At 62.2% G+C, this 12,354-nt stretch carries 14 protein-coding genes; 13 read left to right on the top strand and 1 reads right to left on the bottom strand.

Annotated elements, in window-relative coordinates; translation table 11 throughout:
- The first annotated feature begins 130 nt into the window (after positions 1–130).
- From dpaL to hydA, 5 genes are all read left to right on the top strand, one after another.
- Entirely contained in the window at positions 131–1,345 is a 1,215-nt protein-coding gene (gene dpaL / locus GXM19_RS05165) for a diaminopropionate ammonia-lyase (protein WP_006235252.1), read from the top strand.
- Between the two features lie 74 nt (positions 1,346–1,419).
- Positions 1,420–2,805: a YgeY family selenium metabolism-linked hydrolase gene (locus GXM19_RS05160; RefSeq protein WP_006235253.1), complete on the top strand. Its 1,386-nt coding sequence runs from the start codon at positions 1,420–1,422 to the stop codon at positions 2,803–2,805.
- Between the two features lie 202 nt (positions 2,806–3,007).
- Positions 3,008–4,210 (top strand): knotted carbamoyltransferase YgeW, encoded by a 1,203-nt coding sequence (ygeW, locus tag GXM19_RS05155; protein WP_006235254.1) that lies wholly within the window; start codon positions 3,008–3,010, stop codon positions 4,208–4,210.
- Positions 4,211–4,361: 151 nt separating this feature from the next.
- Complete coding sequence (locus GXM19_RS05150; RefSeq protein ID WP_006235255.1) at positions 4,362–4,976, top strand: nucleotidyltransferase family protein; 615 nt, start codon at positions 4,362–4,364, stop codon at positions 4,974–4,976.
- A gap of 9 nt (positions 4,977–4,985) precedes the next feature.
- Entirely contained in the window at positions 4,986–6,353 is a 1,368-nt protein-coding gene (gene hydA, locus GXM19_RS05145; RefSeq protein WP_006235256.1) for a dihydropyrimidinase, read from the top strand.
- Positions 6,354–6,462: 109 nt separating this feature from the next.
- On the opposite strand, the gene yqeC is transcribed toward hydA, so the two are convergent.
- Positions 6,463–7,197: a selenium cofactor biosynthesis protein YqeC gene (gene yqeC, locus GXM19_RS05140; RefSeq protein WP_006235257.1), complete on the bottom strand. Its 735-nt coding sequence runs from the start codon at positions 7,195–7,197 to the stop codon at positions 6,463–6,465.
- A gap of 102 nt (positions 7,198–7,299) precedes the next feature.
- On the opposite strand from yqeC, the gene yqeB reads away from it, so the two are divergent.
- The 8 genes from yqeB (at position 7,300) to rpsE (ending at position 12,352) form a co-directional block, all read left to right on the top strand.
- Positions 7,300–8,094, top strand: coding sequence for a selenium-dependent molybdenum cofactor biosynthesis protein YqeB (yqeB, locus tag GXM19_RS05135; RefSeq protein ID WP_006235258.1), 795 nt, complete (start codon positions 7,300–7,302; stop codon positions 8,092–8,094).
- Positions 8,095–8,103: 9 nt separating this feature from the next.
- A complete protein-coding gene (locus tag GXM19_RS05130; protein ID WP_006235259.1) occupies positions 8,104–9,147 on the top strand; it encodes an XdhC family protein in 1,044 nt (347 codons plus the stop codon).
- Between the two features lie 311 nt (positions 9,148–9,458).
- Entirely contained in the window at positions 9,459–10,016 is a 558-nt protein-coding gene (gene rplE, locus GXM19_RS05125; RefSeq protein WP_006235260.1) for a 50S ribosomal protein L5, read from the top strand.
- A gap of 79 nt (positions 10,017–10,095) precedes the next feature.
- Positions 10,096–10,281, top strand: a complete 186-nt coding sequence (locus tag GXM19_RS05120; RefSeq protein ID WP_022094280.1) for a type Z 30S ribosomal protein S14 — start codon at positions 10,096–10,098, stop codon at positions 10,279–10,281.
- Between the two features lie 119 nt (positions 10,282–10,400).
- Complete coding sequence (rpsH, locus tag GXM19_RS05115) at positions 10,401–10,799, top strand: 30S ribosomal protein S8 (protein WP_006235262.1); 399 nt, start codon at positions 10,401–10,403, stop codon at positions 10,797–10,799.
- 33 nt (positions 10,800–10,832) lie between these two features.
- Entirely contained in the window at positions 10,833–11,369 is a 537-nt protein-coding gene (rplF, locus tag GXM19_RS05110; RefSeq protein ID WP_006235263.1) for a 50S ribosomal protein L6, read from the top strand.
- Positions 11,370–11,444: 75 nt separating this feature from the next.
- A complete protein-coding gene (gene rplR, locus GXM19_RS05105) occupies positions 11,445–11,813 on the top strand; it encodes a 50S ribosomal protein L18 (RefSeq protein ID WP_006235264.1) in 369 nt (122 codons plus the stop codon).
- Between the two features lie 14 nt (positions 11,814–11,827).
- A complete protein-coding gene (gene rpsE / locus GXM19_RS05100) occupies positions 11,828–12,352 on the top strand; it encodes a 30S ribosomal protein S5 (RefSeq protein ID WP_006235265.1) in 525 nt (174 codons plus the stop codon).
- The last annotated feature ends 2 nt before the right edge of the window (positions 12,353–12,354 follow it).

Raw genomic sequence — 12,354 nt, 5'->3', positions numbered from 1 at the left:
AAAAAGTGTGATAGAACATTACTAACAAACTTTTTGTTTGGCATCCACATAAAAGTTCAGTCGCATGAATGGGAATGGGCTGAAACGCGTATGCGGGGGCCGGCAAGAGAGGACTTAAGGAGTTCACCGTATGGCCGATAAGATCCAGTGGGCGAGCAACACGATGCCCAAGAGCGATGACAAGCACTTGGGAATCATGAGCCTCGACCACGTGAAGAAGGCCCGCGCCTTCCACCAGTCGTTCCCCCAATATACCGTCACTCCGCTTGCCCGCCTGGACGGCCAGGCTGCGCGCCTGGGCCTGTCCAACCTGTGCGTTAAGGACGAGAGCTATCGCTTTGGCCTCAACGCCTTTAAGGTTCTGGGCGGTTCGTTTGCCATGGCCAACTACATTGCCGACGAGACCGGCAAGGACGTTGCCGAGTGCACCTTCGATTACCTGACCTCCGATCAACTTGCCAAGGACTTTGGCCAGGCCACCTTCTTTACCGCCACCGACGGCAACCATGGCCGCGGCGTGGCATGGGCTGCCAACAAGCTGGGCCAGAAGGCCGTCGTTCACATGCCCAAGGGTTCCACTAAGCCCCGCTTCGATAACATCGCCGCCGAGGGCGCAACGGTGACCATCGAAGAGGTCAACTACGACGAGTGCGTGCGCATGGCCGCTGCCGAGGCCGACGCCTGCGAGCGCGGCGTCATCGTTCAGGACACCGCCTGGGAGGGCTACGAGAAGATCCCGTCCTGGATCATGGAGGGTTACGGCACCATGGCTTCCGAGGCTGCCGAGCAGCTGCGCGAGATGGCCATCAACCGCCCGACGCACGTGTTTGTCCAGGCTGGCGTGGGTTCGCTCGCCGGCGCCGTGGTGGGCTACTTCACCAACCTGTATCCCGATAACCCGCCCACCTTCGTCGTGGCTGAGTGCGCGCCTGCCGCCTGTCTGTACAAGGGCGCTGCCGCCGGCGACGGCGATCCGCGCATCGTGGACGGCGACATGCCCTCCATCATGGCCGGTCTGTGCTGCGGCGAGCCCAACATTCTGGGCTGGGATATCCTGCGCAACCACGTCACCGCCTTCGTGTCCTGCCCCGACTGGGTCACCGCTCGCGGCATGCGCACCCTGGGCGCTCCCGAGAAGGGCGACCCGCGCGTCATCTCCGGCGAGTCCGGCGCTGTGACCACCGGCCTGGTCGAGACCCTCATGCTCGATCCCGAGTACGCCGAGCTCAAGGAACTCATCGGCCTGGACAAGACGAGCTCCGTGCTCTGCTTCTCCACCGAGGGCGACACCGATCCCGACCAGTATCGCCGCATTGTTTGGGAAGGCGAATATCCCACTTGCTAATCGTTGGGGCGGAGTAAATAGGTATCGCTCCGCCACCTCACAGGTAGATTCCTTCGTTTGAAAGGTTATGAACAATGGCTAAAGAACTCGATTTCGACGCTATCAAGGCTGCTGCTGAGTCCCATCGTGCTGATATGACCCGCTTCCTGCGCGCTATGATCTCCCACCCCTCTGAGTCTTGCGAGGAGGGTGAGGTTGTTGCCTGCATTAAGGCCGAGATGGAGAGCCTTGGCTATGACGAGGTCAAGGTCGACGGCCTGGGCAACGTTATGGGCTTTATGGGCGAGGGCGACAAGATCATCGCCATCGACTCCCACATCGACACCGTCGGCATCGGCAACATCGAGAACTGGGACGCCGATCCCTATGAGGGCTACGAGACCGACGAGATCATCTACGGCCGCGGCGGCTCCGACCAGGAGGGCGGCATGGCTTCTGCTACCTACGCTGCCAAGATGATGAAGGACATGGGCCTCATCCCCGAGGGCTACAAGATCATGGTCGTCGGCACCGTCCAGGAAGAGGACTGCGACGGCATGTGCTGGCAGTACATCTACAACAAGGACGGCATTAAGCCCGAGTTCGTCATTTCCACCGAGCCCACCGACGGCGGCATCTACCGCGGTCACCGCGGCCGCATGGAGATCCGCGTCGACGTTCACGGCACCTCCTGCCACGGCTCCGCTCCCGACCGCGGCGACAACGCCATCTACAAGATGGCCGACATCATCGCCGACGTCCGCGCCCTCAACAACAACGGCTGCGACGAGTCGACCGACATCAAGGGTCTCGTCAAGATGCTCGACCCCAAGTACAATCCCGAGCACTTCGAGGATGCTCGCTTCCTGGGTCGCGGCACCTGCACCGTCAGCCAGATCTTCTACACCAGCCCCAGCCGCTGCGCCGTGGCTGATTCCTGCGCCATCTCCATCGACCGTCGCATGACCGCCGGCGAGACCTGGGAGTCCTGCCTGGACGAGATTCGCAACCTGCCGGCCGCCAAGAAGTACGGCGACGACGTGAAGGTCTCCATGTACATGTACGACCGTCCGTCCTGGACCGGCGAGGTCTACGAGACCGAGGCTTACTTCCCCACGTGGATCAACAAGGAGACCGCTCCGCACGTCAAGGCCCTCGTCGACGCCCACAAGGCCATGTTCGGTGACGAGCGCATCGGCTGCGAGCCCAGCATGGACAAGCGCATCGGTCGTCCGCTGTGCGACAAGTGGACCTTCTCCACGAACTGCGTCTCCATCCAGGGCCGCTATGGCATCCCCTGCGTGGGCTTTGGCCCGGGTGCCGAGTCTCAGGCTCACGCTCCCAACGAGGTCACCTACAAGGACGACCTGGTCACCGCTGCCGCCATGTACGTGGCTGCCCTGAACCTCTACGATCCGAGCCAGGCCGATGGCGACGCCACCGTGTTCCGCGCCGGTCTGACCAACAACAAGATCGACTAGTCCCATTCCTCGATTTTGTTGAGCCGGGGGCCGCTTGTGTCCCCGGCACCCCCTGTTGACTTGGGGCCCGCGGTCGTTATCTCCCATGCTTCCTCAACGGTGGCGGGTCCTCGTCATGGTGCTCTGCATGTTCTAGCCACACGCGCATGCCGGAGCACATCTACTCATTGCGATCGTTTCATCTTTTCGAAAGGACATTTCCATGGACGCTAAGTTTACCGAACTCGTCGAGCAGCTGAACGGCCTCGATTTTAAGGGTATGTACGGCAGCGACTTCCTGCACACCTGGGACAAGACCACCGATGAGCTCAAGGCTCTCTACATCGTCGCTGACGCCCTGCGCGAGCTGCGTGAGAACAACGTTTCGTCCAAGATCTTCGACTCGGGCCTGGCCGTCTCCCTGTTCCGCGACAACTCCACCCGTACGCGCTTCTCCTTCTCTAAGGCCGCCAACCTGCTCGGCCTTGAGCTGCAGGACCTGGACGAGAAGAAGTCCCAGATCGCTCACGGCGAGACCGTCCGCGAGACCGCTACCATGATCTCCTTTATGGCCGACGTCATCGGCATCCGCGACGACATGTACATCGGCAAGGGCGATGCCTACATGGCCGAGGTCTCCGAGTCCGTGCAGCAGGCCTACGAGGACGGCGTTCTGGATCACCGTCCCACGCTCATCTCTCTGCAGTCCGATTCCGACCACCCCACGCAGTCCTCTGCCGACATGCTCTACCTCATCAGCGAGTTTGGCGGCCTCGAGAACCTCAAGGGCAAGAAGGTTGCCGTCACTTGGGCCTATTCGCCCTCTTACGGCAAGCCGCTGTCCTGCCCGCAGTCGCTGATCAGCCTGCTGCCCCGCTTTGGCATGGACGTCACCCTGGCCCACCCCGAGGGCTACGACCTCATGCCCGAGGTCGTCGAGCGCGCCAAGGGCTATGCCGCCGAGTCCGGCACCACCTTTAAGCAGGTCAACACCATGGCCGAGGCCTTCGAGGGCGCCGACATCGTGATCCCCAAGAGCTGGGCTCCGTTTGCCGCCATGGAGAAGCGTACCAACCTGTACGCCGAGGGCGACGACGCCGGCATCGCTGCGCTCGAGAAGGAGCTGCTCGCCCAGAACGCCACCCATCAGGACTGGTGCTCTACGACCGAGCTCATGGAGAAGACTGCCAACGGCCAGGACACCATCTTTATGCACCCGCTGCCCGCCGACATCTCCGGTGTCTCCTGCGAGCACGGCGAGGTTAACGCCGACGTCTTCGACATGCACCGCGTGGGCATGTACAAGGAGGCCAGCTACAAGCCGTATGCCATCGCTGCCATGATGTTCCTGCAGAAGGTTGCCGATCCCGCCGCTACCCTCAAGGCCCTCGACGAGCGCAACACCGCCCGTTGGCTCCAGGCCTAAAGCCGGGTTGAGGTAAGCCATGTAAAGGGGACGCTCTGCCAACCGGCGGGGTGCCCCTTTTTTTGTATCGCGGGCGTGCGGGATAAGCGCTTTCGATGTGGATGCCCGCGGCGCGAGTTATGGGTACGATGGTTTCAGGGGAGGTATCACCATGAAACTTGGATGCGTCATTATGGCTTCGGGCGAGGGCAAGCGGTTTGGCTCTAACAAGATGCTTGCCGATATCTATGGCGAGCCGCTGATTGCCCGGACCATCGATTCGGTTCCCCGGGGCTTTGACGTCGTGGTTTCGACGCGTTGGCCCGGGGTCGCTCAGATTTGCGAGGACAAGCATTGCCCGTGCGTGCTGCACGATGGCGAGCTGCGCAGCGAAAGCGTCCGTGCGGGCCTTTCGTGGGGAGTCGAACGCAACTGGAAAGGTTGCCTCTTTTTGCCGGGCGACCAGCCGCTCGTGAGTTCGGATTCTTTTGAGGCTATGGTTCGTGCATTTGACGAGTGTGGCCGCAAGCATCCGGTGCGTCTTGCGTGCAACGGTGAGCCTTCGAGTCCGGTGCTCTTTCCGGCGGAACTGTTCGATGCGCTCATGCGTCTTGAGGGCAAGGACGGCGGGGGCTCGATCCTCAAGGACCGTACCGACGTGGTGCTGGTCGAGGCGCGTGCCTACGAGCTGTGGGACGTCGATACCGTCAAGGGACAGCGCTGCATAACAGAGCATATTGCCGCCTGCTCGTATTTTGATCGCGTGGCCAACTGCATCAATCAATAAGGAGCAATTATGATCATCATCAAAAACGGCGCGCTCGTGACGCCCCAGGGGCTTCGCCGCGCCGACCTTGCCATGGAGGGCGACAAGATCGTGCGGATTGCCGCGGCGATTGAGCCGGGCGAGGACGATACCGTCCAGGACGCCACGGACTGTTGGGTGTTCCCGGGCTTTATCGATGGGCACACGCACATGCAGTGTTGGACCGGCATGGACTGGACGGCCGATAGCTTTGAGACCGGCACACGTGCGGCTGTCTGCGGCGGTACCACGACCATCGTCGACTACGCGACGGCCGATCGCGGCGTGACCATGCCCGATGCCTTGGTCGAGTGGCATCATCGCGCCGACGGCACCTGCACCGCCAACTACGCCTTTCATATGGCGCTCGCCGAGTGGAATGAGCGCAACCGCGCCGATCTTTCGGCCATGCGCGAGGCGGGCGTGTCGTCGTTTAAGACCTACTTTGCCTATGACCACCTGCGCTTGGACGATGCCGAGACGCTCGAGGTGTTGGAGGAGCTCAAGCGCGTGGGCGGTATCCTGTGCGTGCATTGCGAGAACGGCACGCTGGTGAATGCGCTGCAGAAGCGCGTGTTTGAGCAGGGCATCCACGGGCCCGAGGGCCATGCGCTCAGCCGTCCGGACGTGTGCGAGGGTGAGGCCGTGAGCCGCCTGCTGTATCTGGCGCACCTGGCCGGGGACGCTCCGGTCAACGTGGTGCACCTTTCGACCAAGCTGGGGCTCGAGGCCATCCGTGCTGCCAAAGCGCGCGGGCAGAAGAATATCTATGTCGAGACCTGCCCCCAGTATCTGATGCTCGACGACACCTGCTATCTGGAACAGGGCGAGGACGGCTTTGCGGGCGCCAAGTACGTGATGAGCCCGCCGCTGCGCCATGCCGGTGACCGTGCCGCGTTGCGCGAGGCGCTTGTGGCTGGCGAGATCGATACTATTGCAACCGATCATTGCAGCTTTAACCTGCACGGGCAAAAGGACCGCGGGCGCGACGATTTCCGCGCGATTCCCAACGGCGGGCCCGGCGTGGAGCATCGTCCCGTCGCGATCGCCACGAGCTTTGAGGGGCAACTGGGCCCCGAGGACCTCTGCCGCCTGATGAGCGAGAACCCGGCGCGCGTGTTTGGCATGTACCCGCGCAAGGGCTGTCTTGCCGAGGGTGCCGATGCCGACGTGTGCGTGTGGGATCCCCAGGCGCGCTGGACCATTCGCGCGGCGACGCAGCATCAGGCCGTGGACTACACGCCGCTCGAGGGTTTTGAGGCACATGGCCGCGCCAAAGCCGTGTTTGTGAACGGCGTGCTGGCGGCACGCGACGGCGAGCCCACCGGAGCCCAACCCGGCCGCTACGTCCCCCGCTAGCAGCAAAGATGCCGTGTCCCCTCCGCAGTTGCGGTGAAATACGGACTGTTTGGCCGCCTAACGGCCGCAAACAGTCCGTATTTCACCGCAACTGACGAGATGGGGCCGGCTACTTGAGGCTGGTGGCGATGAGGGGGCGGTTGAGGGCTGCCTCGAAGCGATCTGCCATCGTGGGGTCGCTGAGCGTGTCGACTTGGTTGAGCATGATACGGGCATTGTTGAGGTTCAGCATCCGCAGCTCGGCATTGAGCACCTGGGCGACGCGCTCGGGCGTGGCGATGTCGGTGAGCTCGCAGCCGCAACGCTCGCAAAAGAGCTCGGGGCGGTGGACGGCTTCGTTGATGGGCTTGCTGAGCCCCGAGGCGCCGACGAGCCAGATGACGTTGGCCGTGCCGGCGGGAACGACCGGCTCCCACGGGGCATGCGCCTTGAGCGGGAGCCGCTTGCTGCCGTCCGCCTCGGCCAGGACGTAGTCAAAGCGCTGCGCCAGCTGGTCGAGCGGCTCGGCAGGGGAGGAGAGTTTGCCCGTCTCCGGGTCCAAAACACCCGCCTGGCAGATACTTCCGCGGCTCATGCCCGCGCATGCCTCGCAGGTGCAACCGGGGACATGCGAGGCGCCCGGCTTCCAAGGCGCGGCGTCCAGGCGACGATTCGACCCGTCCCATGGCACGCCGGCAACGGGAAGCATATGCGTGGTGGTGCAGAGGAGCACGCGGCCGCCAGCGCGCATGAGCTCAAGACCCAGCGTTTTGAGCAACGTCGACTTGCCGCCGCTGCCGATAATCGCGGTAATGCCCGGCTCGATCCTGAGCGCCGAGGCAAGATTGCCGCTAACCGTTTCCATCTGTTCACCGCCGTATAATACTGTGATAATAAATAATCATCAGAGTAGCGGTCGAACCGCTTTTGCTCTGCTCAAACCGTAGCACAGGGAGGTGCCCCGGGAATGCTCGTTTATGTTCGCGGCGCCGGCGATATCGCCACGGGTGTCGCCGCTCGCTTGGTGCACGCCGGCGTGTCGGTCGTTATGGCCGATATCGCGGTTCCCACGTGCATCCGCCGCACAATCAGTTTTTGCGAGGCTATTCGTCTGGGCGAGGTCCAGGTCGAGGGCATTCGCGCTCGCTTGGCGCAGACGCCGGCAGAGGCGCTCGAGATTACCCAAGCGGGGGATGTTGCCGTCGTGGTGGACCCTCAGGCCAAGATGCTCGATGAGCTTAAACCCGCGGCTGTGGTCGACGCGATTCTGGCCAAGCGCAACCTGGGCACCACGCGCGACATGGCGCCTACCGTCATCGCCGTGGGGCCGGGCTTTACCGCGCCGGTCGATTGCGACGCCGTGGTCGAGACCATGCGCGGGCATTTTTTGGGCCGTGTCATTACCCAGGGCTCGCCCCAGCCCAACACGGGCGTGCCGGGCGTGATCGCCGGCTATGGCAAGGAGCGCGTTATCCACAGCCCCGCCGCCGGCGTGTTTCGGTCCGACCGCGCAATCGGCGACATCGTGAGCGCCGGAGACGTGATTGGCTACGCGGACGATACGCCCATGTGCACGCAGATCGATGGCTGTCTGCGCGGGCTTTTGGCGAACGGCGTGCGGGTGACTGAGGGCTTTAAATGCGCCGATGTCGATCCGCGCGGCGATGCCAGCTATATCAACTACATTTCGGACAAGGCGACGTCGGTCGGCGGCGGCGTGCTCGAGGCACTCGCTATGCTCACCGATATCTTTAGAGGATAGAAGGCGGCAATGGAAAAGCTCGATGTTGTGAATGCGGCGCTTGTCGCCCTGCGTGCTGGCAAGATGTGCGAGCTCGTGGTCGTGGCCGGCACGGCGGGGTCGTCGCCGCGCGGCGTGGGCGCCTGGATGGCCGTCTTTGCCGACGGTAGCCAGGCGGGCACCATCGGCGGCGGCAAGATCGAGCTCTTTGCGCTGGACGAGGCGCGAGAGCTGCTGGCCGCGGGGCAATCGCGTCTGGTCCGCTACACCATGGGCAGCGAGAACTCCGATACCGGCATGATCTGCGGCGGAGCCATCTGCCTGTGCTACCTGCATCTGGATGCGACTCAGGCACCGTTGTTCCAGGAAATTGCCGACGTCTTGACGTATCGACGTATCGGCGACTTCGTCATCGACTTTGAACCGTTTGTCATTCAGGCCCTGGAGGGCGATGTGGTCGAGTACCATGGCGAGGCATCGCGCCATACCATTGCCGGCTGCCCCGAGCTTTCGCTGGTGGAGGAGGGGAGTAAGGTCACCTACACCAACGCCGCCTCCGAGATTCCCGCGGCGCACATCGAGACGCTCTGCCCCGAGGGCCTGACCTATATCTTTGGCTGCGGCCACGTGGGCGCCGCGACGGCGCGGGTGCTCACGGCGGCGGGCTTTGCCGTCGTGGCGTGCGACGACCGCCCCGGCACGCTGACCCCCGATTGGGTGCCCGGTGTCTACGATCGTCGCTTGGTCGATTACAAGAACCTGAGCGAGCTGTGCCCCATCGGCCCGCGCGACCTGGTGGTCGTCGCCACGGCGGGTCACAAGTCCGATATCGACGTGGTGATTCAGGCCATGCGCGCCAAGCCTGCCTACCTGGGCTGTCTGGGCTCGCGCCGCAAGACGGCCTTTGTGCGTGCCCGCCTGGAGCAGGAAGGCTTTACGCAGGACCAGATCGGCGAGCTGCACCTTCCGATCGGCGTTGCCATCGAGGCCGAGGACCCCGAGGAGATCGCCATCTCCATCGCCGCCGAGATGATCCACCTGCGCCGCACCAAGCTCGTCCCCCGCAAGCGCTAATCGCATCCCCACCAATAAGTTGCGGTGAAATACGGATTGTTTAAGCCTGTTAGGCCGCCCAACAGTCCCTATTTCACCGCAACTGCTTTTTGGGATCCATTTGTGCGGGGGAGTTGTGGAGTTGTGCAGGCAGACGAGGTTTTTCTGGAAATACGCTCCCGATGCGCGTATAGTACCGATTGTTTTGTCGGCTCCTGCTGCGTCGAGTCCAAACCGCGAAATGCCATGAGCGGCGCGGATGCAGCCAGGAGGCACGAGGACAACCCATCGTGGCCACGCCCCGTGCTTAAAACCCCAAGAAGGAGTGAACAATGGCAGAAGAGAAGTATGTGCCGCGTCTGAAGACCAAGTACAACAACGAGGTCAAGCAGCAGCTTCAGGACAAGTTTCAGTACGAGAACGTCATGATGATCCCCAAGTTTGAGAAGATCGTCGTGAACATGGGTGTCGGCGAGGCCGCTACCGATTCCAAGGCCATCGACGGTGCCGTGCGCGACCTGCGCGCCATCACCGGCCAGCAGCCGATGATTACCCGTGCCCGCAAGTCCATCGCTACCTTCCGCCTGCGCGCTGGTATGCCGATCGGCTGCAAGGTTACCCTGCGTGGCGACCGTATGTGGGAGTTCTTCGATCGTCTGACCTCCGTCGCGATTCCCCGTATCCGCGACTTCCGCGGCATCTCCGCCAAGAGCTTCGACGGCCGTGGTAACTTCTCCATGGGCGTCACCGAGCAGCTCATCTTCCCCGAGATCGACTTCGATTCCGTCGATCACCAGCGTGGTATGGACATCACTTTCGTGACCACCGCCAACACCGATGAGGAGGCCAAGGCCCTTCTGGACGCCTTCGGTTTCCCGTTCAAGAAATAGGTTCACCTGCCCTATAAGCGCCGTTCCCACAAGGGGGCGGCGCTTGGGGCGAACAATACTCTATGTGAGGAGGATATAAGTGGCTAAGACATCGATGATCGTCAAGTGCAATCGCAAGCAGAAGTTCTCTACTCGTGAGTACACGCGCTGCCAGCGCTGCGGCCGTCCGCACTCTGTGTACCGCAAGTTCGGCCTGTGCCGTGTCTGCTTCCGCGAGCTTGCACTCAAGGGCGAGCTTCCCGGCGTTAAGAAGGCCAGCTGGTAAGTCACTACCAGCGTTTCAAGCATCAGTTTGGAACAGGGAAAACGCGCTAAAAAGGCTTTGCTGTTAAGGGCGGCGAAGAACCAAGAGCACGTGTTCATCAAGAACGAAGGAGAATCTGTATGAACCTTACAGACCCGATCGCAGATATGCTTACGCGCATCCGTAACGCTAACTCTGTGAACAAGGCCACGGTCTCCATGCCGAGCAGCAAGAAGCTCGTCGAGATCGCTCGTGTTCTGCACGAGGAGGGCTACATCGAGGGCTACGATGTCGAGGACACCGTTCCCCAGAAGACTCTGCACATCACGCTTAAGTATGGTCCCAAGAAGGCTAAGGTCATCAACGGCATCCGCCGCATTTCCAAGCCGGGCCTGCGTAAGTACACCGGCGTTGCCGACATGCCCCGCGTCCGCGGTGGCCTTGGTACCGCCATTATTTCCACCAGCCATGGCGTCATGACCGACCGCGATGCTCGCAAGCACAACGTCGGCGGCGAGATCATCGCTTACGTCTGGTAATTCGCTCGGTAGGTAGAAGGAAAGGAGATCACCGTGTCTCGTATCGGTAATAAGCCTGTCCAGATTCCCGCCGGAGTCGAAGTGGCAGTCAACGGCAACAACGTTGTCGTCAAGGGCCCCAAGGGCCAGCTCGAGCTCGATGTCTTTGAGAAGCTCGCTATCAACGTCGAGGACAACGTCCTCACCGTTTCCCGTCCCGACGACGAGCGTGAGACCCGTGCCCGCCACGGCCTCACCCGCGCCCTCATCCACAACATGGTTGTTGGCGTTTCCGAGGGCTTCGAGAAGAAGCTCGAGCTCGCCGGCGTCGGTTACCGCGTGCAGCAGAAGGGCAAGAACCTCGAGTTCTCCCTGGGCTTCTCGCACCCCGTGATCGTCGAGGCTCCCGAGGGCATCACCTTCGAGGTTCCCGACAACACCCACGTGAACGTCAAGGGTATCAACAAGCAGCAGGTCGGTCAGATCGCCGCTGAGATCCGCGGCCATCGTCCTCCCGAGCCTTACAAGGGCAAGGGTATCCACTACGTTGGCGAGCACATCCGCCGCAAGCTGGGTAAGGCCGCCAAGTAGTCGTAACCGACTCACTCGCATAAGACCAGCACCCCGTCAGGTGCTGGCAAGATCAACCTTTTTAGGAGTTTACGTATGAACAAGCATAAGGCGAAGCTGGAAGGCCTCAAGCGTCGTCAGCGTCGTGTTCGCGGCAAGGTCTCGGGTACCTCCGAGCGTCCGCGTCTTCGCGTGACCCGTACTAACGCCAACATCTATGCCCAGATCATCGACGACAGCAAGGGCTCCAGCCTGACGCTCGTCTCTGCCTCGACCCTCGAGGCCGAGTTCAAGGGCACCCACACCTCGAACAAGGAGGCTGCGGAGAAGGTCGGTCAGCTCGTTGGCAAGCGCGCCATCGAGGCCGGCATCACCAAGGTCGCCTTCGATCGCGGTGGCCGTATCTACCATGGCCGCGTCAAGGCCCTCGCCGACGGTGCTCGTGCCGCCGGTCTCGAGTTCTAGGAGGTATGTAGCACATGGCTCGTAATCAGAAGCAGCAGCGCGAGGCCTCCGAGTTCGAGGAGCGCGTCGTTTACATCAACCGCGTGTCGAAGACCGTCAAGGGCGGTCGTCGCATGAGCCTCGTCGCTCTCGTCGTCGTTGGCGACGGCAAGGGCAACGTCGGCGTTGGCATGGGCAAGTCCGCTGAGGTGCCCATGGCCATCTCCAAGGCATCTCTCGATGCCAAGAAGAACATGTTCCACGTGCCGGTGACCGAGCAGGGCACCATCCCGCACGAGGTTCTCGGCCACTTTGGTGCCGGCCGCATCATCATCAAGCCCGCTGTCGAGGGTACCGGCGTTATCGCCGGCGGCGCTGTGCGTCCCCTCTTTGAGCTTGCTGGCATCAAGAACGTCCTGTCCAAGTCCCTCGGTACCGACAACGGCCTCAACATCATCAAGGCTGCCGTCGAGGGCCTCAAGGAGCTCTCCAGCCCTGAGGACGTCGCGGCTCGCCGTGGCCTGACGGTCTCCGAGATGTTCGTCGGTAAGGAGAACTAAGC

Origin of the sequence: Collinsella aerofaciens ATCC 25986 (assembly GCF_010509075.1) — a bacterium.
Taxonomy (GTDB): domain Bacteria; phylum Actinomycetota; class Coriobacteriia; order Coriobacteriales; family Coriobacteriaceae; genus Collinsella; species Collinsella aerofaciens.
This window is presented reverse-complemented; position numbering and strand designations above follow the sequence as displayed.

Bases quoted from the DNA above. Each gene is read 5' to 3' on its own strand.
- GXM19_RS05150 (WP_006235255.1), top strand. From the start codon at position 4,362: ATGAAACTTGGATGCGTCATTATGGCTTCGGGCGAGGGCAAGCGGTTT.
- rplE (WP_006235260.1), top strand. From the start codon at position 9,459: ATGGCAGAAGAGAAGTATGTGCCGCGTCTGAAGACCAAGTACAACAAC.
- GXM19_RS05130 (WP_006235259.1), top strand. From the start codon at position 8,104: ATGGAAAAGCTCGATGTTGTGAATGCGGCGCTTGTCGCCCTGCGTGCT.
- ygeW (WP_006235254.1), top strand. From the start codon at position 3,008: ATGGACGCTAAGTTTACCGAACTCGTCGAGCAGCTGAACGGCCTCGAT.
- hydA (WP_006235256.1), top strand. From the start codon at position 4,986: ATGATCATCATCAAAAACGGCGCGCTCGTGACGCCCCAGGGGCTTCGC.
- dpaL (WP_006235252.1), top strand. From the start codon at position 131: ATGGCCGATAAGATCCAGTGGGCGAGCAACACGATGCCCAAGAGCGAT.
- yqeC (WP_006235257.1), bottom strand. From the start codon at position 7,197: ATGGAAACGGTTAGCGGCAATCTTGCCTCGGCGCTCAGGATCGAGCCG.
- rplR (WP_006235264.1), top strand. From the start codon at position 11,445: ATGAACAAGCATAAGGCGAAGCTGGAAGGCCTCAAGCGTCGTCAGCGT.
- GXM19_RS05160 (WP_006235253.1), top strand. From the start codon at position 1,420: ATGGCTAAAGAACTCGATTTCGACGCTATCAAGGCTGCTGCTGAGTCC.
- rpsH (WP_006235262.1), top strand. From the start codon at position 10,401: ATGAACCTTACAGACCCGATCGCAGATATGCTTACGCGCATCCGTAAC.
- yqeB (WP_006235258.1), top strand. From the start codon at position 7,300: ATGCTCGTTTATGTTCGCGGCGCCGGCGATATCGCCACGGGTGTCGCC.
- rpsE (WP_006235265.1), top strand. From the start codon at position 11,828: ATGGCTCGTAATCAGAAGCAGCAGCGCGAGGCCTCCGAGTTCGAGGAG.